The organism is Acidobacteriota bacterium (genome assembly GCA_016196065.1).
Taxonomy (GTDB): domain Bacteria; phylum Acidobacteriota; class Terriglobia; order Terriglobales; family Acidobacteriaceae; genus Acidiflorens.
The window spans coordinates 1,621,149-1,637,070 of record JACPYL010000010.1 but is presented as its reverse complement, the minus strand read 5'-3'; the positions used below and the strand labels follow the sequence as shown (position 1 = coordinate 1,637,070).

The 15,922-nt window shown below is 57.5% G+C and carries 18 protein-coding genes and 1 tRNA gene; 6 read left to right on the top strand and 13 right to left on the bottom strand.

Features of this window, described 5'->3' with window-relative positions:
- Positions 1–89: 89 nt before the first annotated feature.
- On the top strand, positions 90–1,232 hold the full coding sequence (locus tag HY010_10150) for a citrate synthase (GenBank protein ID MBI3476083.1): 1,143 nt from the start codon (positions 90–92) through the stop codon (positions 1,230–1,232).
- Between the two features lie 150 nt (positions 1,233–1,382).
- Here HY010_10150 and HY010_10145 read toward each other — a convergent pair whose 3' ends face one another.
- The 9 genes from HY010_10145 to HY010_10105 all read right to left on the bottom strand — a co-directional run bounded on the left by HY010_10145 (position 1,383) and on the right by HY010_10105 (position 9,091).
- Positions 1,383–2,189 carry a hypothetical protein gene (locus HY010_10145; GenBank protein ID MBI3476082.1) on the bottom strand — a complete coding sequence of 269 codons (807 nt, stop codon included), beginning with the start codon at positions 2,187–2,189 and terminating at the stop codon, positions 1,383–1,385.
- 670 nt (positions 2,190–2,859) lie between these two features.
- The gene (mnmA, locus tag HY010_10140; GenBank protein ID MBI3476081.1) at positions 2,860–3,993 is read right to left on the bottom strand and encodes a tRNA 2-thiouridine(34) synthase MnmA; all 1,134 of its coding nucleotides are present in this window, start codon (positions 3,991–3,993) and stop codon (positions 2,860–2,862) included.
- A gap of 20 nt (positions 3,994–4,013) precedes the next feature.
- Positions 4,014–5,180 (bottom strand): cysteine desulfurase, encoded by a 1,167-nt coding sequence (locus HY010_10135; GenBank protein MBI3476080.1) that lies wholly within the window; start codon positions 5,178–5,180, stop codon positions 4,014–4,016.
- Positions 5,181–5,324: 144 nt separating this feature from the next.
- Entirely contained in the window at positions 5,325–6,710 is a 1,386-nt protein-coding gene (locus HY010_10130; GenBank protein MBI3476079.1) for a nicotinate phosphoribosyltransferase, read from the bottom strand.
- A 145-nt stretch (positions 6,711–6,855) separates the two neighbouring features.
- Complete coding sequence (locus tag HY010_10125) at positions 6,856–7,329, bottom strand: VOC family protein (GenBank protein MBI3476078.1); 474 nt, start codon at positions 7,327–7,329, stop codon at positions 6,856–6,858.
- A gap of 35 nt (positions 7,330–7,364) precedes the next feature.
- A complete protein-coding gene (locus tag HY010_10120; GenBank protein MBI3476077.1) occupies positions 7,365–7,793 on the bottom strand; it encodes a hypothetical protein in 429 nt (142 codons plus the stop codon).
- Entirely contained in the window at positions 7,790–8,287 is a 498-nt protein-coding gene (locus HY010_10115) for an SRPBCC family protein (GenBank protein ID MBI3476076.1), read from the bottom strand. Before HY010_10115 ends, HY010_10120 begins: the two co-directional genes overlap by 4 nt.
- Positions 8,284–8,715 carry a winged helix-turn-helix transcriptional regulator gene (locus HY010_10110; GenBank protein ID MBI3476075.1) on the bottom strand — a complete coding sequence of 144 codons (432 nt, stop codon included), beginning with the start codon at positions 8,713–8,715 and terminating at the stop codon, positions 8,284–8,286. Before HY010_10110 ends, HY010_10115 begins: the two co-directional genes overlap by 4 nt.
- Positions 8,716–8,902: 187 nt before the next feature.
- On the bottom strand, positions 8,903–9,091 hold the full coding sequence (locus HY010_10105; GenBank protein MBI3476074.1) for a hypothetical protein: 189 nt from the start codon (positions 9,089–9,091) through the stop codon (positions 8,903–8,905).
- Positions 9,092–9,250: 159 nt separating this feature from the next.
- Here HY010_10105 and HY010_10100 point away from each other — a divergent pair, with 159 nt between their 5' ends.
- Positions 9,251–9,706 (top strand): hypothetical protein, encoded by a 456-nt coding sequence (locus HY010_10100; protein MBI3476073.1) that lies wholly within the window; start codon positions 9,251–9,253, stop codon positions 9,704–9,706.
- Between the two features lie 177 nt (positions 9,707–9,883).
- On the opposite strand, the gene HY010_10095 is transcribed toward HY010_10100, so the two are convergent.
- From HY010_10095 to HY010_10080, 4 genes are all read right to left on the bottom strand, one after another.
- Positions 9,884–11,548: an amidase gene (locus tag HY010_10095; protein MBI3476072.1), complete on the bottom strand. Its 1,665-nt coding sequence runs from the start codon at positions 11,546–11,548 to the stop codon at positions 9,884–9,886.
- A 125-nt stretch (positions 11,549–11,673) separates the two neighbouring features.
- Positions 11,674–12,471, bottom strand: coding sequence for a choice-of-anchor D domain-containing protein (locus HY010_10090; GenBank protein MBI3476071.1), 798 nt, complete (start codon positions 12,469–12,471; stop codon positions 11,674–11,676).
- A gap of 447 nt (positions 12,472–12,918) precedes the next feature.
- A tRNA-Gly gene (locus HY010_10085) sits at positions 12,919–12,993 on the bottom strand.
- A gap of 68 nt (positions 12,994–13,061) precedes the next feature.
- Positions 13,062–13,202 (bottom strand): hypothetical protein, encoded by a 141-nt coding sequence (locus HY010_10080; GenBank protein MBI3476070.1) that lies wholly within the window; start codon positions 13,200–13,202, stop codon positions 13,062–13,064.
- Positions 13,203–13,385: 183 nt separating this feature from the next.
- On the opposite strand from HY010_10080, the gene HY010_10075 reads away from it, so the two are divergent.
- From HY010_10075 to HY010_10060, 4 genes are all read left to right on the top strand, one after another.
- The gene (locus tag HY010_10075; protein MBI3476069.1) at positions 13,386–13,628 is read left to right on the top strand and encodes a hypothetical protein; all 243 of its coding nucleotides are present in this window, start codon (positions 13,386–13,388) and stop codon (positions 13,626–13,628) included.
- A gap of 74 nt (positions 13,629–13,702) precedes the next feature.
- Positions 13,703–14,473, top strand: coding sequence for an alpha/beta hydrolase (locus tag HY010_10070; protein MBI3476068.1), 771 nt, complete (start codon positions 13,703–13,705; stop codon positions 14,471–14,473).
- A gap of 25 nt (positions 14,474–14,498) precedes the next feature.
- Positions 14,499–15,161, top strand: a complete 663-nt coding sequence (locus HY010_10065; protein ID MBI3476067.1) for a hypothetical protein — start codon at positions 14,499–14,501, stop codon at positions 15,159–15,161.
- A gap of 138 nt (positions 15,162–15,299) precedes the next feature.
- Positions 15,300–15,761, top strand: a complete 462-nt coding sequence (locus HY010_10060) for a nuclear transport factor 2 family protein (protein ID MBI3476066.1) — start codon at positions 15,300–15,302, stop codon at positions 15,759–15,761.
- Positions 15,762–15,922: the final 161 nt, after the last annotated feature.

Here is a 15,922-nt window from a genome sequence, read left to right as displayed (position 1 = left end):
GTATAAAAGAGGGTTGTGGATTGGTTCAATATTCCGGTGAACTTTCCCACGAAAAACCAGCATTCATAAGCAAGGGCAAGCGAGGAATCATGTCAAGCGTCAGCACAACGCACGCGTCCAAGGGGTTGGAAGGGGTGGTCGCGACCACCTCGAGCATCTGTTATATCGATGGTGACAAAGGCGTACTCGCCTATCGTGGAATCGACATTCACGACCTCGCCGATCATTCGACGTTTGAGGAAGTCTGCTACCTGCTGTGGTTTGGGCGACTGCCGAAGGCCGACGAACTCAAATCGCTGAAGCAGCGCCTGGCGGAAGAACGCAAGCTGGATGCATCCATCCTGTACCGACTGGAACTGCTGCCCAAGCACGTCCTTCCGATGGATGTGTTGCGGACCTTGGTGTCCATGCTGTCGTATTACGATCCAGAATTTGACCGCAACGACCACGACGCAAATGTGCATAAGGCCATCCGATTGACAGCCCAACTGCCCATGCTGGTGGCTCATTACGACCGGATGAGGAAGGGAAAAGCGGTGGTTGAGCCGGACCGATCGCTCTCTCACGCCGCCAATTTTCTGTTGATGTTGAATGGAACCGCGCCTTCGCCAACCGCTGAGCGGGCATTCGATATCGCGCTCATTCTGCATGCGGATCACGAATTGAATGCTTCGACGTTCGCGGCGCGCGTCACGGCAGCCACGCTTTCCGATATGCACTCCGCGGTGACGTCCGCGATCGGCACGCTGAAGGGACCTCTGCATGGAGGAGCGAACGAAGCGGTGTTCAAGATCTTGATGGACATCGACAAGGATGGAGCGGACCCGGTGGAGTACGTAAAGGGACTGCTCGCGCAGAAGAAAAAGATTCCGGGCTTCGGGCATCGCGTGTATCACACCGAAGATCCGCGCGCGACCCACCTGCGGAGCATGTCACGGGATCTGGGGAATGCGAGTGGGAATCCGAAATGGTTTGAGTATTCGCATGACATCGAAGAATTCGTGAAGGCCGATAAGAAACTGAACGCGAATGTCGACTTCTATTCGGCGTCTACGTACCACACACTGGGAATCGATGTGGATTTGTTTACGCCGATCTTCGCTGTGTCGCGCGTCAGCGGATGGACGGCACATGTCATCGAACAATTGGATGACAACCGGCTGATTCGTCCGCGCGCGGAGTACCTGGGGCCGGTGTATCCACAGAAGTACGTGGGGATGGACCGGCGGTAGTTCGTAGCATTCGTAAAGAAAACATTTCTTGGAGACAAGGCTTGCCTCGTCTCGTCCTGCAGCATTTCATTTCACGCATAGCGAGACGCGGCAAGCCGCGTCTCTACGGACGGACCTTCGTTCTCTTCGGCAATTCTATTTACTAAATTCTTACTCGTTGGGCGTTGGCGGCGGACCGCTGGGCGGTAGAGGCGCGGGAAGATCGAGCGTCGGGGCCGGAATTGGGCCTAGCCATTCGGGCGGCATTTGGGTTTCCTGTTGGCGCACGCCTTTGGCTTCGACGATCGACCAGCGCCAATCTTCGTCGGGGCCGGGAGTAATCCCAATATTTTCCTTGAAGGTGGCTGTGCTGAACGGCTTGGCGGCGGCCTTCAGGTGATAGAGCAGAGTGACGTCCGAACGCTTTTCCACGGTCGGCACCATGGAATTCTGCGATGCAGGGATGACGCGAGCGCGAGCGGCTAACTCGGCGGCTTCACCGGGCTTGCGTTCGAGGGTAAGTCCTACGGTAATTTCACGCAGATCCCAGTCAGTTCCGTTGAACACTTCAATCTGAAAATTTTCGTCCTGGATGGAAGCTGGGCCATCGATCTTCAGGAGTTCCGGTAATGGCAGTGTCTCGAGCATCACCGGCTTGACCAGCAGGGAACCGGCGCGGGCGTTGAAGGAGAGACTGCAGGTGACGTCCGGCGAGGAGGCCTTGATGGTCTTGGCGGTGGGGTCGATGGAGAGAACAAACTTGTCTTTGTTCGGCGTGACCGGGCGACGGTTCTTGGCGTCCTCGGTGGCCTGTGCGAGGTTGTCGTTGTCGATGAGCGGCGCTACCAGTTGCTGGGGTGCTTTGCTTTTTCGCAGATTGCGGGCAATGTCGCCCAGGGAGGGCTGATCGTCCTGCGCGAAGGCTAGGAAGGGCGCCAGCAGCAGGAGGGCGATCGCGAGTTTGATGGTCGACTTCATCGCGTTGAGCGGCGGACCGCAGCGGCTAAAGCCGCAATCAAAACAAGCTAGTGAAACGCAGCGGTAAACCGCTGCGCCACCCAAAAGCTGCAGATCCCTCGCTCAGTTCGGAACGACAGAATTGATTAGGCTGCAGATCCCTCACTTCGTTCGGGATGACAGAAATCAAGTGAGCGACGGGTCCTACAGAAATTCTAGGCGAGTCGTAACCGGATGGAAGTTACTAAGGGACACGAAGGTAGTAGCACTAGTGCGGAGGGTAGAAGGTCTGGGCGCGCTCGAATCGAAGCGACGCGCAACGGGGCGCGCCCAGAACTCCCGTCAGAGAGACACTACAGCAGGCCAGAAGTACGGAACCGTGAAACTGGATCGGCAACGGGCATAGATTGACGCTTGAAAATCCAGCGTGCCACCGCCAGGCCCAATGCCGCGTAACAGATGTGCATCAGTCTCGTATTCATAAAAAGCCCTCCCCGCGCCGGACTCGACTTGGGGAGAAATTCGAGCCATCCGCCGTGAGATCAACGTACATCTGGTATATCGGCCGGTCCAGTCCACGAAAGTGCTATGGAATGGAGCGAAGGTCATAGGGGGAGTGGTTACCGGACAGTGGTTAGTGGCTAGTGGTCAGTGGTTCGTCCAACCTTTGTCTTGTGGGGTTAACTAATCACTAACCACTGATCACTGTGGTCTCAATCCAGCCGCCGCCGACGACCGTGTCACCGTCGTAGAAGACGGCGGCCTGGCCGGGGGTGATGGCGCGCTGGGGATCGTCGAAAGTGACGGTGATCTGGTCAGGGCCGGTCGACTCGATCATTGCCGGGGCGGGCTGGTGGCGATGGCGGATCTTGACTCCGACTCGCTTGGGCTCGTGGAGCTCGGCTACCGAAATCAGGTTGACCCGGTGCGTACGCAGAGTCCTCGAATAGAGTTCCTCGTTGTTGCCGACGATGACCTCGCGCGTGTCTCCCTTGATCTGCAGGACATAGAGGGGCGAGCCGGTAGCGACGCCTAATCCCTTTCGCTGGCCAACGGTGAAATTGTGGATGCCGGTGTGTTCTCCTATAACGCGGCCGTCGGTGGTGACCATTTCGCCGGGAGTTTCGAGCGGCGGCTCACCTTGCTCGGCGAGATAGGCGTCGAGGAACTTTTTATAGTCTCCGCCGGGGACGAAGCAGATTTCCTGTGAGTCGGGCTTCTCGGCGATGACGAGCGCATGCTTGCGCGCGAGTTCTCGGACTTCCGGCTTGGTCATCCCGCCGAGAGGGAACATCGTTCGGCTGAGCTGTTCCTGAGTGAGTCCAAACAGGAAGTAGGTCTGGTCCTTGGCATGGTCGATGGGGCGCTTGAGGAGCCAGCGCCCAGAGGCTTCGTCGAACAGCACTTGAGCGTAGTGCCCAGTCGCAACGCTGTCAGCGCCAATCTGCCTGGCTACAACCAGAAGCTGATCAAACTTCAAGTGATTGTTGCAGAGACTGCAGGGGATAGGCGTGCGTCCGGAGAGGTACTCGTTGACGAAAGGACGGACAACGTCGCGCTCGAAACGCTCCTCGTGATTGACCACGTAGTAGGGGATACCGATGGTCTCGGCAACGCGGCGGGCGTCGTAGACGTCGTCGAGGGAACAGCAACGTCCCTGGACAGACTCGGGCATGCCTTCGTGTCCGGCGAGACGGCGCTGATTCCAAAGCTGCATGGTCAGGCCGATGACATTGTGACCGTCGGCGCGAAGCATGGCAGCGACCACGGAGGAATCAACTCCTCCGGACATGGCGACGGCGATGGTGGAAGCAGCAGTCAGCATCTGGCACTCGGCCGTTTAGCTCAGGCCTTTGGGCTTGCTGATCTATTGTAAACGGGAGAGAGCTCGCGCAGTCGCGCCACCGTTTCTGGTACCAGCGACAACGCGTAGTTCACATCTTCGGCGGTGGTCTGCTTGCCGAGGCTAAAGCGAATACTGCCTCTGGCTTGATGGGGACGCAGGCCCATCGCGGTGAGGACATGGGAGGCCTCAATGGCACCAGAGGAACAGGCGGCACCGGTCGAGACAGCAATGCCTTTCAGGTCCAGAGAGATCACCAGGGCCTCGCCTTCGATTCCGTCGAAAGAAATGTTGGCGGTATTCGGTACGCGGGGCGCGCCTTCTCCGTTGGTGCCGGTGGATTCGATCTGGCGAAGAGTGCTTTCGAGATGATCGCGCAGAGCGGCCATCTTGCGGTCGTCTCCGCGATCGAAGGCAGCTCGGGCCAGTTCGGCGGCTTTGCCGAGGCCGATAATGCCGGGGACGTTTTCGGTTCCGGCGCGGCGCTGGCGTTCGTGAGTTCCGCCGTAGAGCATCGCTTCCAGCTTGGTGCCTTTGCGGACGTAGAGTGCGCCGATTCCTTGCGGTGCATGAATCTTGTGGCCGGAGATCGTCAGCAGGTCGCAGGCGATCTGGTTGACATCGATCGGAATCTTTCCGGCGGCCTGGACAGCGTCGGTGTGGAAGTAGACGTCCGCATCGGCGGCGATCTTCCCGATTTCTTCTACGGGCTGTAGGACGCCAGTCTCGTTGTTCGCCGTCATGATGGTGATGAGTTTTGTGTTCGGGCGTAAGGCTCGCTTGACGTCATCGGGATCGACCTGGCCGCGGGCGTCGACCGGGACGCTGGTGACTTCGCATCCCTTTTTTTCAAGACGCTTGCAGGCGTTCATCACGGCGTGATGTTCGATAGTCGAGGTGATGATGTGATCGCCAGAGTGTGCGATGCCGAAGATGCCAAGATTGTCGGACTCGGTGCCACCGCTGGTGAAGACGATCTCGGACGTGTGGCAACCGAGCAACTTGGCAACCGACTCGCGGGCGTGCTCAATGGCGGCACGCGTTTCTTGTCCATGGTGATGGATGGAAGACGGGTTGCCGAAATGGTCGGTGAAGAAGGGACGCATGGCGTCCAGAACTTCAGGGAGCACGGGCGTGGTCGCGTTATTGTCGAGATAGATGCGGCGCATGGGACAGACCCTATTGTAACGGGGCGACGATAGTCTGCGAGGAGCCCTCAGCGGCTAAAGCCGAATTCGAGCAGAACATCCTTCGCAGCGGTGAACCGCTGCGCCACCCAAAATCCGAAGCTTTCCTGCTCCCAGCGAACCGCGTTACGCGACCAGTGGGATGTTGCTCATGCCGGCGGTGCCGAAGACTCGGCGGTAGCGTTCAATTTCGGATGGGGTGCCGAGGGCTTTCGCGTAGTTGTCAGAGAGTTTAACTGTGGGACGGCCTTCGGCTTCGGAAACTTTGCAGATCAGTCCGATGGGATCGAAGTCGCGACTGCCGTGCGGATCGCATCCACGGAAATCGTTGGTCAGAAGAGTGCCCCAGCCGGCGCTGAAGCGGATACGGCGTTCGGGCACCCATCTCTTAGTGTCATGAAAATCGGCGGCACTGCGGAAGTCGCTGGCGGTGCTACCGCCCTTCATGGTTCCGCCGAAGTACGCGTGCAGGCCGATGATTTCGTCGATGTCGAGGGAGTCGGAGGCGATGAGTCTCTTCTCGCGAGGATCGTGGCCGCGGGCCTTCAGCCATTCAATGTATTCGTCGCCGGCGACGTAGGGATTCTTGCTGTCAACGCGCTGACCGGTCCAGTCGGCAGTCCAGTCGGGGGCGCTTTTCAGGAATTGCGTGGTGCCGAAGGTGTCGGGAAGCATGATGCGCAGGGCGCCGTCGTAAGTGTTCTGCCACATGTCGAGGACGCGATATTGCGAGGCTTTCAGCGCCTCGTCGTCGTCGCAGAGAGCAGCCAGCACCATGGGAATTTCGTGGGCATTAGTTCCGATCGCTTCCAGATCGTGCTTGTGGGCGAGGAAAGCATTGGACGTTCCAATAAAACCGCTGCCGAGATTCGATGCCATGGCTTTCACCACATATTCCTGCCAAAGAAAGCTATGGCGGCGGCGCGTGCCGAAATCGGCGACGGTCAGGCCGGGCAATCCGCGCAAGCGTTCGATCTTGCTCCAGAGAGTGGTCTTGGCCCGAGCATAGAGAATGTCGAGGTAAAACTCGGTCAGCTTCTTCATGTTGGACCTGGTGCGCAGCTCGTCGAAGATCGAGAGCGCATAGAGTTCCCACATGGTGGTTTCGGGCCAGTTGCCTTCAAAAGTGAGCTGGAACTGGCCGTCGTGAATCGACAACTGGTAGTCAGAGAGGCGAAAGTCGTTCTCCAGCCATTCCAGGAATGCAGGCTGAAAGATGCCGCGGCGTCCGTAGAACGTGTTGCCGGCGAGCCAGACTAATTCTGATTTCCGAAATCGAAGCTTACGGACATGCTCCAACTGGTCGGTAATCTCGCGGGTAGGGAACATGTCGGCGAGCCGCACCGACGACGTGCGATTCAGTAGAGAGAACGAGACCTTCGTCTTCGCGTAGTTTTTCCAGATGAACTGCAACATCAGGAGCTTGTAGAAGTCGGTGTCGAGCAGCGAGCGGATGACGGGATCGAGTTCCCAGTTGTGATTGTGCGCCCGCTCGGCAAAGTTAACGATCATGCAGTCGGTGTCCTCAATGATGGACCGGCAGATACAGGGATTAGAACGCTCTCGATGAAATAGTACCTGTCGGCGCGATGGGATGCGAGTACCCGGCCAGATTGGCAACTCGGGTCACGCCTGAACGTAACCCGCAAGGAAGGGATTATTTTCCGTCGTAGGCGCGTTGCAGGCCAGCGATATCGATCTTGACCATCTGCAGCATAGCCATCATGACGCGACTGGCTTTTTGAGGATCGGGGTCGTTCATCAGTTTGCCGAGTGCTGAAGGAATAATCTGCCACGACAGGCCGAATCGATCCTTGAGCCAGCCGCACCTTTCTTCTTTGCCGCCGTCCGAAAGCTTTTGCCACAACTCATCGACTTCTGCTTGCGTTTCGCAGTTGACGAAAAGTGAGATGGCGGGCGTGAACGTAAACTGCGGGCCTCCATTGAGCGCGAAGAAATCCTGGCCTTCGAGTTGAAAGGTAGCGGACATGACGGAGCCCTTCGGCCCGGGACCGGCATCTCCGCAGCGAGAGACTTTTACAATTTGTGAGTTCTTGAAGATCGACACGTAGAAGTTCATAGCATCTTCGGCTTTACCGTCGAACCATAGGAAGGGAGTGATTTTTTGCATGGGAGTGCTCCTGTTTGATCATTGAGATGAAACTGTCATGACTTTTTCTGCCCACCGCGAAAGAGGAATCCGCCCAACCATGCAGTAGGCAGGGCAGTAACCGCGAGTCCGATCGGATACCACGCTGGACCCAGATGCAGGGGTAAAGTGACAACTACTCCCACCACGTTCACGATGAAGCCCAGTGTTCCGAGGATCAGGGCATGACGCATTGGATTGCGCGGGGCAACCCGGGCAGTGAGGTACGCACCGAGGACCCCGTACAGCGTGCGATACGTCAGCGCCAGCAGGTTCAGTCCAGACTGGGGCATCGGGTCCGCCAGCTTAGGAAAGATATGAAGCACGCGTAGAAGCTGGTCGGTACCGAGAGCAAGCGCGATTGGGACAACCGCTCCGAGAACAACGGCGCCGGTGCTTCGCAGCCAATTGCCGCGAGGACTCGCCACGACGGCGGCAGTCGTCATTTGGCGCCTCCCGGTAGTGAGGACAGAATCTCCTCCAAGCGGTTGTATCCAGCGGCTACACCGGACTCCATCGGAGACTTGAGAACCTCTTGCAGGGCTTCCGCGGATTGGTAAGCAACGATCTGCGTCAGCGTGGTTTTGCCGGCGCGTTCGGTGAGGACGATCGTGCCGATGGCCTCTCCGGGATACCAGGCATGATCGAATTTCTCGGTTGAGACGATGCGCTCGGGCGGGACGATTTCGCGAAAGACGCCGCCCATCCCCATTTCATTTCCGCTGGCGTGGCGCCATACGTAGCGATAGCTGCCGCCGACTCTGAGATCGATTTCGCAAACGGGCATCGTCCAGCCATCCGGGCCGAGTAGCCATCTTCGAACGAGTTCGGGTTTAGTGAACGCATCAAAGACCAGGTGGCGGGGGGCGTCAAACTCGCGCGTTATCACGAGTTCGCGGTCGCCACGCGTGGAAATCTTGAAGGTTTCACTGTTCCTCATTGGATATCTCCTCGTTGAGTTCTTGATTTTAGAAAGTGCTTGCGCCGTGGTTGATGTTTCGCACCGCGGGAGCGCGATTTCATTTCACCCTGCATCGCACTGAGTAGGTCGTCGAGTCGCTGGAAGTTTGCTTCCCAGAACTGGCGATAGGCTTCGAGCCACTGATTCGCCTCCGCGAGCGGCCGGGCCTCGAGTCGGCGGGGACGGCGCTGGGCGTCACTGCCACGCGAAATCAGGCCCGCGCGCTCCAGCACTTTCAGGTGTTTGGAGATGGCGGGCTGGCTCATTGCGAAGGGCTCGGCCAGTTCGTTTACGGATGCCTCGCCCGAAGCTAGCCTGGCCAGGATGGCACGACGGGTAGGGTCGGCAAGCGCGGCGAAAGTGGAGTCCAGGGAAAATTGCGACGATTGATAACCGCTCGGTTGCATAACGTTGTGGTTATATACGATGCGGGTTCACGGAGTCAAGCCAGATGAGAACTTTTTTTAGAAGAAAGCCGACCCCACCGGCAGGACTGACGCTGCCCTTAGTGTAGTGATCCGGATTCGGAGGGCGAGTCGCCCTCCAAACAGCCGGCGGGTCGCCGGCGCTACGGTCCTGCTCGATCTCAGAGAATTACAGCATTCCGCCGGTCTGGATGGCGAGGTCGTTGAGAGCCATCTCGAGTTTGGTGATGGCGGCACCGAGTTCGGGATGCTCTCCAATTTTGGCCTGCAACGTTTTCAGTATCTGCTGGGCGCTCACAATATGAGCGCTGGCGGTGGATGACGATTGGTCGGATTTCTGATCATTCGTGGTTGGCATGGTCAAGTGCTCCCTCTTTCGCGACTCCCAATTCGAGTCAACGATGAGATGTCAGAGCGGGGCGGGGGGCGGAACCGGAGACTCTGTGTCTGTACAGAAGAAACTTGGCTCCGGCGGAAGCACGACTCGTCCCGGACTGCCGTCTATTAAAGTATAACGATGGCGCAAAAGCTTAGCTCAAAATCTTACCTCCGCCGGCATTCGTTGAGCCTGTCCTCGTTCGCGATCGTGGCCCTGATGATCGTCCTCTATTCAAATGCGAATCCAGCGACGCACTGGGGCTCATTCTTCGGAAACGCGATTGCAGACTGGACAGGAGTCTTCGTCACGGTCCTGATGACCAAGCATCTTTATGAAAAAGGCTCGGCGGAGAGCAAACAACCGAAAGGCATGCTGCCGTCGGCGGTGATGGAGTTCCTACGCGAACATTCTCTGACCATTTTTCTCGTGATTACGGGTGCGGCGTGGGTCGTCGCCTTTCGAGGCATGGAACCGGGCAGCAAATGGGGGCAAGTGGTCGGCAACATCGTTTCGGAATGGACGCAGATATTCGGGTTAGTCCTGTTGACGAAGAAAATGATCGAGGTGGGATCGAAGGAGAGCGGTTCGCGCTAAGCGCCGCGACTCTCACGAGCAAACTCCGTCGCGAATAAGGGCCACTATCGGCATTGAGAGCAATGGGAGAATGCCTTGCAACTATGAAATGATTCCATTCGATCCAGGGGTCCTTCGACTCCGCATACCTCTGCGCGAAGCGCAGAAATATGCTCCGCTCAGGATGACAAGTAGGTTTTACGCCCCCAGCGGGATTGAAGGCAGGAACATTGGTTTCTGGCGGGCCTTGGTGAGTTGTTCGAAGGCGTAGGCGATTTTCAGGAGGGTGGGTTCGCTCCAGGCGCGTCCGAAGAAGGAGATGCCGACGGGGAGTCCGTAGAGGTATCCGGCGGTGACGTTGATGTTGGGATATCCGGCGACGGCAGCGGCGTTCGAACTGCCACCCGCTGAGTGATCGCCGTTGATGAGGTCGGTCAGCCAGGCGGGGCCGCCCGTCGGGGCGACGAGAGCGTCGAGTTTGTATTTGTCCATGATGAAGTCGATGCCATCGGCGCGAGTTGATTTGCGGTTGTTAGCGAGGGCATCGAGATATTCTTTGGACGTGAGGGGACCTTTCTCTTCCGCTTTCAGAAACATGTCCTGGCCGAAGTAGGGCATCTCTTTTGCGATGTGCTTGTCGTTGAACTCGATGACATCTTTGAGGGTCTTCACTTGTGCGCTCTCGCCGAGGCGAGCGAGGTAAGCGGCGAGATCGGCTTTGAGTTCATAGAGGAGGACCAGAAGCTCCGTGTCATCGAACTTTCCAAGAGTAGGGATGTCGGCGGGATCGGTGATGTCGGCGCCGGCACGTTTCATCTCGTCGATAAGAGTGTTCATAAGCTGATCGACGGCGTCGTTGAAGCCGAAATATTTTCGGACGACGCCAATGCGCGCGCCCTTTAGTCCGTTGGCATCCAGAAACTTCGTGTAGTCAGGCTGGCTCTTGCCTGAACTGGCTGCAGTTTCTTTGTCGTCGGGGTCGATTCCGGCCATTGCGCCAAGCAGGATGGCAGCATCGCGAACAGTGCGCGCCATGGGGCCGGATGTGTCCTGACTATGGGCAATCGGAATGATGCCGCTGCGGCTGATCAGGCCAAGGGTAGGCTTCATCCCGGCAAGGCCGTTGGCCGACGACGGGCACACCACGGAGCCATCGGTTTCGGTACCTACACCGGCGGCACACAAATTGGCAGAGACCGCTGCACCCGTGCCCGAGCTTGATCCGCAAGGATTGCGATCGAGGGCGTAGGGGTTGCGAGTCAGCCCGCCGCGCCCGGACCATCCGCTGGTGGAATGAGAACTGCGAATGTTGGCCCACTCGCTGAGATTGGTTTTTCCAAGGATGACGGCTCCGGCTTTGCGGAGCTGTCCGGCAACGAACGCATCTTTCAGCGGCGTCGATCCAAGTAACGCCAGGGATCCGGCGGTGGTGTTCATACGGTCGGCGGTGTCGATGTTGTCTTTGATGAGCAGCGGGATACCGTGGAGCGGGCCGCGAGCTCCTTTGTCCTTGCGTTCGCGGTCGAGGGCTTCGGCGATCTCGAGAGCTTCGGGATTGACCTCTATCACGCTGTTAATCCGAGGTCCCCCTTTGTCGATGTCCTGGATGCGGGCGAGATACTTCTCGGTGAGGCTGCGGGCGGAATATTTTCCGGCCTGCATGGCCTGTTGCAGGTCGTCGATGGTGAGTTCGTCGAGTTCGAACTCGCGCGGGATCACGTTGGACTCGGATGCCTGGGATGCAGGGCCGTTCACGCGAGCAGCGGCGAGTGCCGGGACCGCCGCAGACACCACGGAGGTAGCAATTCCGGCGCGTAGAAAACTGCGGCGGGAACGGGAAGCTGGCGACGGATCTTTGGACATCGAGGACTCCGGCAGGGAAGTAGTCTGAACCGGAATCTTACGAGAGAGCGGTGAGGATGGCAAACGTGCGGCGCATCTGCCATCTCCTTCCCGCACTCGCCCCGAAGCGTGCCCGACAACCGGCGTCAAGGAGAGGGAACGACTGCCTGCACCTCGTTGGAGCGAGCGCTTTCCACATCGTTGGCATCGATAGCGGTTACGACGTAGTAATAAGTTGTGCCGGACTTCACGGTGCTGTCGGTGTAACTGGTCGAGGAATCGAGGACAGGGTTGATTTTTGTGTACGAGCCGCCTTGAGTCGCGGCGCGATAGACGTCATAGCCGATCACGACGTCCTGGCTGGCGTTCCATGTAAGCGCCACGTTGTGGGCGATGACGGCGACTCCGACTCCAGTCAGGGGAACAGTGTTGGGGGAATTAGCCGCATCGCTCGTCAAGACCAAGTTGGCGGAAGCGGTGCCCGCGAGTTTGGGAGTAAAAGCCGCGGTTACGGTGAGACTCTGTCCAGTGCTGATGGTCTTTGGGACGACGAATCCAGGGAGACTGAATTCGGAACTGTTGATCTGAGCGGACGAGATCGTTACGGGTCCATTCATTGCCGTCAGCGTGATTGGCAGGTTGGCCGTGGACCCTACGGTAACGTTGCCGAAATTCAAACTGGTGGGCGAAACCGCGAGCGTGGCTGTGTTTGCGTTCACGCCCGTACCCGAGACATTGATCAGCAGTTTTGGAGTTGGAGCGCTGCTGATGATGGAGATCGTTGTTTTGACGTTCCCGGCTATTATCGGCGCAAAATTGACCGGCAGTTGCACGCTCGCTCCAGGGAGGACGGTGACGGGCACCGAAAAAGTACCGAACGAGAAATTCTTGTTCCCCTTGCGCCGCGCAATGATGGTCACGTTCTGACTGCCAACGTTTTTCAATTGAAAGCTGGATTGCTTGGAAGATCCGATCTGGACTTGTCCGTAATCAAAAGTGCATGGAGTGCATTGAAGCTGCGCTGCAACGAATGAAAACGGACACGCAAGAAAAATAGAAACAACTAGCATTCGGGGGAGGAATGTCATTGACTCCATTTTTCTGGAACGTCAGGTAGCGAAGCAAAATGACAAGGGCCGAACAGGTACTTACTATTGCGGTAACTATTTGGTTGTGACTAAGTAAGTAGGGTAGACAACGGTGCGATATCCTACGACTGAAGAGTAATAAGTTACTAGGACATCTAAAATGGGGTTAGTGAATACCAAAATGGGAAAAGGAGTGACGAATCAGGCGGTACATGCTCTCGCTTTGGGCCTACAGGGTGCCGGGAGAACGTGGGCAACAAGCGTGAGCGGCTCTCAACGCGACCGTGAGAATTTCAAAAAAGATGGAGCGGGAGGAGGGAGTTGAACCCTCGACATCCACCTTGGGAAGGTGGCGTTCTACCGCTGAACTACTCCCGCATCAACGGCGTTTAGACTACCATCCGTTGTCCGTGAAACGCAACGGGCAACGATACCCAATTGTGCGGCTACTTTCCGGCGGAGGCTGGCGTGGAACTCTTCATCTGAATGAGGCCAATGCCGAGGCCCCCGACCGCTCCGGCAAGAATGCCCAACAGGATCAAGACAGGAACTTTCTCAAGCAACGATAAGTGAAAGGCTTTCGACATTACGCCCCCAAAGGACAGGTCAGAGGTGAGAAGTCAGATTGCAGAGGTGCGTCCAGCGCACACGATTCTCTGGCGTCTCTCGCCTCATACCGCTTGCATGCATTTTAACATCGGGGACCAGTCGACGAAAGCATCGCCATCACCCTATGATGATCAGAACATATATTCTTGTGAGGTCATCGTATGACAGAACCTACTTACGAAGAGTTGAAGGCGCGGTTGGAAACACTGGAGAAGCAGGCAGATAAGAAACGCAGTGGCACGCTGGAGTTTCGCGTGGGCGAAAAGGGCGGTGTCAGCGTGTACGGGCTGGGACGATTTCCGGTCACGCTTTACTACGAACAGTGGAACCGTTTGCTGGACGCGTCCGGCGACTTGAAGAATTTCCTGGAAGAAAACAAGAGCAAGTTGAAGTTGAAAGAGTAGCGGCGGGAAGCGGGGAAGAGCTGGGGCGAAATCCCCGACGGCTGCATTACGCGCCGGGAGTTATCTACGAAGCTATGTCTGCAGAAGACATTCTGAGCTTGCCTCCGCCGGCAGCGGATCAGCGGGTGGCGTACGGTGAGGATCCGAATCAGTTTGTCGATGTTCGCGTGCCCGGTGGGAAGGGGCCGTTTCCAGCTTTGCTGAACATTCACGGTGGGTTCTGGCGTGCGAAATATGATCTGGTGCATGCCGGGCATCTGTGCGAGGCACTGCGATCGGCGGGAGTGGCAACGTTCAACATCGAGTATCGCCGGGTCGGCAATGAAGGGGGCGGCTGGCCGGGGAGTTTTGCGGATATCCGGTCTGCGTACAACTACATTCGTCAGGCACATGGGCGTTTTCATCTGGACGAAAAACGTGTGACGGCGATGGGACACTCGGCGGGCGGCCAGTTGGCCCTGTGCCTGGCGGGGCATGAACCGTCGCTGCAATCGGCGATCTCGCTGGCCGGAGTGGTTGATCTCAAACGAACATTTACGCTTCACCTGAGCAATGATGCGGTGGTGGAGTTTCTGGGCGGAACACCTTCCGAGGTGCCGGAACACTATCACGAAGCAGATCCAATGGAGCTCCGAGTGCCTCGCGCCCGGCAATGGCTCCTGCACGGAACTAAGGACGACACGGTGCCGGTATCGTTCAGTCGCGACTATGCTGCGGCGAAGAAGAAAACTGGGGAGACGGTCGAACTGATCGAGGTCGCGCAGGCCGGACACTTCGATTTCATCGATCCGCGATCAGAGGCGTTCAAGAACGTGAAGCGCGCAGTTTTGTCGGCTGTGGCGTAGACCAGCTAGAATTACTGCCGATCCTATGCCCAACCCAGATCCGGCAGGCGAGTGGCGCGAACTCTCCGAACGATATCGCCAGATGAGCGACGAGGAACTGCTCGTGCTGGCGCGCGAAAGTTCCGAGTTGACGGATATCGCTCAGCAGGCGCTGACGCAGGAAATTTCCTACCGCAAGCTGAGCATACCCGCTCCCGCCGTTCCGGTTCGTTCCATTCCCAAAACAGATCCTGATTCTCCTTACGCTAAGGATCGCGAGTTGGTGGAGATCAGCACGGTGTGGAGTTCGGCCGACGCAATGCGGCTTCAGGCTGTGCTGGATGGAGCGGGAATTCCGTTCTACATCGGTCCCGAGTTGGCAACGGGCGTGGAGGAAGTCACCTCCGATTTCAGCAAGGGCCTCGGCGTCAAGATCATGAGCATTGGCAGGCCTTGGGCTCGTCAGGCCATGAAGAACTATTTCCCGGTCGATGAACCCCCATCAGAAAAGGAACAGGAAGATCAGGAAGAAGAGCATCCCGTGCGTTGTCCGAAGTGTCATTCCACGGAAGTCGTATTCGGAGAATTGATCGATGAGCTTGCCGATCAACCTCCAGTCCAACCGGGAGCCACGCCCTCGGACTTTGAGTGGACGTGCGATTCATGCGGCCACAAGTGGGTAGACGATGGCATCGTGGGAGAAGCCTAGAGGGACGCTTCGCCCCAGGCAACCGTCGTAGCCTCCGCATCACGAAGGATTACCGCAGTAATGTGGGTCGCCAGCGCCCTTCGTTCTAGACTCCTGTCAGGTCGTGCCCGAAAAGTCGTGGGGTCGGGGAGTATCGGTATGAAGTGGATTCTGGGCAGTATTCTCGTGCTGGCTTGCGCGATGGTCGCCGATGCGCAGGCGCCGGTCCGCGACGCCAAGGCGGAAAAGAGTATGCTCATCGCGCTCGAAAACGCCTGGAACCAGGCCCAAATCCATCGCGATGGCGAAGCGCTCAGCCGGTTGATCGCAGACAAATTCGTCTATACCGACTGGGACGGCACGCTCCTGAACAAAGCGCAGTTCATCACCGGCAGTAAGGATCCGTCGGTGGACACGACTTTGGTCGCGAACAATGATGTGGACGTGCATTTTTATCCCGGATTTGCGATTGTTACCGGGGCCTATCACGCCAAAGGGACCAACCGGGGCAAGCCATTCGATCACTACGGGAGGTTCACCGATACTTGGATCTCGTCCGATGGACAGTGGCAATGTGTGGCAAGTCACACGAATCTGACCAAGAAGCCTGCGGCGCGATAGCGAGTCTGTCGCCCCGAACTGAAACCCTCCAGCACGTCGGCCATCTGAATATCCTGCGCATCGCGAAGGATGACAGATCGCAGCTTTCGGCAATCCCAGCAAACCTCGTCACTCATGTTTGTCTTTGATCCTCGCCACCTCAGCGGTGTACAAGAAGATTG

Bases quoted from the DNA above. Each gene is read 5' to 3' on its own strand.
- HY010_10150 (MBI3476083.1), top strand. From the start codon at position 90: ATGTCAAGCGTCAGCACAACGCACGCGTCCAAGGGGTTGGAAGGGGTG.
- HY010_10145 (MBI3476082.1), bottom strand. From the start codon at position 2,189: ATGAAGTCGACCATCAAACTCGCGATCGCCCTCCTGCTGCTGGCGCCC.
- mnmA (MBI3476081.1), bottom strand. From the start codon at position 3,993: ATGCTGACTGCTGCTTCCACCATCGCCGTCGCCATGTCCGGAGGAGTT.
- HY010_10135 (MBI3476080.1), bottom strand. From the start codon at position 5,180: ATGCGCCGCATCTATCTCGACAATAACGCGACCACGCCCGTGCTCCCT.
- HY010_10130 (MBI3476079.1), bottom strand. From the start codon at position 6,710: ATGATCGTTAACTTTGCCGAGCGGGCGCACAATCACAACTGGGAACTC.
- HY010_10125 (MBI3476078.1), bottom strand. From the start codon at position 7,329: ATGCAAAAAATCACTCCCTTCCTATGGTTCGACGGTAAAGCCGAAGAT.
- HY010_10120 (MBI3476077.1), bottom strand. From the start codon at position 7,793: ATGACGACTGCCGCCGTCGTGGCGAGTCCTCGCGGCAATTGGCTGCGA.
- HY010_10115 (MBI3476076.1), bottom strand. From the start codon at position 8,287: ATGAGGAACAGTGAAACCTTCAAGATTTCCACGCGTGGCGACCGCGAA.
- HY010_10110 (MBI3476075.1), bottom strand. From the start codon at position 8,715: ATGCAACCGAGCGGTTATCAATCGTCGCAATTTTCCCTGGACTCCACT.
- HY010_10105 (MBI3476074.1), bottom strand. From the start codon at position 9,091: ATGCCAACCACGAATGATCAGAAATCCGACCAATCGTCATCCACCGCC.
- HY010_10100 (MBI3476073.1), top strand. From the start codon at position 9,251: ATGGCGCAAAAGCTTAGCTCAAAATCTTACCTCCGCCGGCATTCGTTG.
- HY010_10095 (MBI3476072.1), bottom strand. From the start codon at position 11,548: ATGTCCAAAGATCCGTCGCCAGCTTCCCGTTCCCGCCGCAGTTTTCTA.
- HY010_10080 (MBI3476070.1), bottom strand. From the start codon at position 13,202: ATGTCGAAAGCCTTTCACTTATCGTTGCTTGAGAAAGTTCCTGTCTTG.
- HY010_10075 (MBI3476069.1), top strand. From the start codon at position 13,386: ATGACAGAACCTACTTACGAAGAGTTGAAGGCGCGGTTGGAAACACTG.
- HY010_10070 (MBI3476068.1), top strand. From the start codon at position 13,703: ATGTCTGCAGAAGACATTCTGAGCTTGCCTCCGCCGGCAGCGGATCAG.
- HY010_10065 (MBI3476067.1), top strand. From the start codon at position 14,499: ATGCCCAACCCAGATCCGGCAGGCGAGTGGCGCGAACTCTCCGAACGA.
- HY010_10060 (MBI3476066.1), top strand. From the start codon at position 15,300: ATGAAGTGGATTCTGGGCAGTATTCTCGTGCTGGCTTGCGCGATGGTC.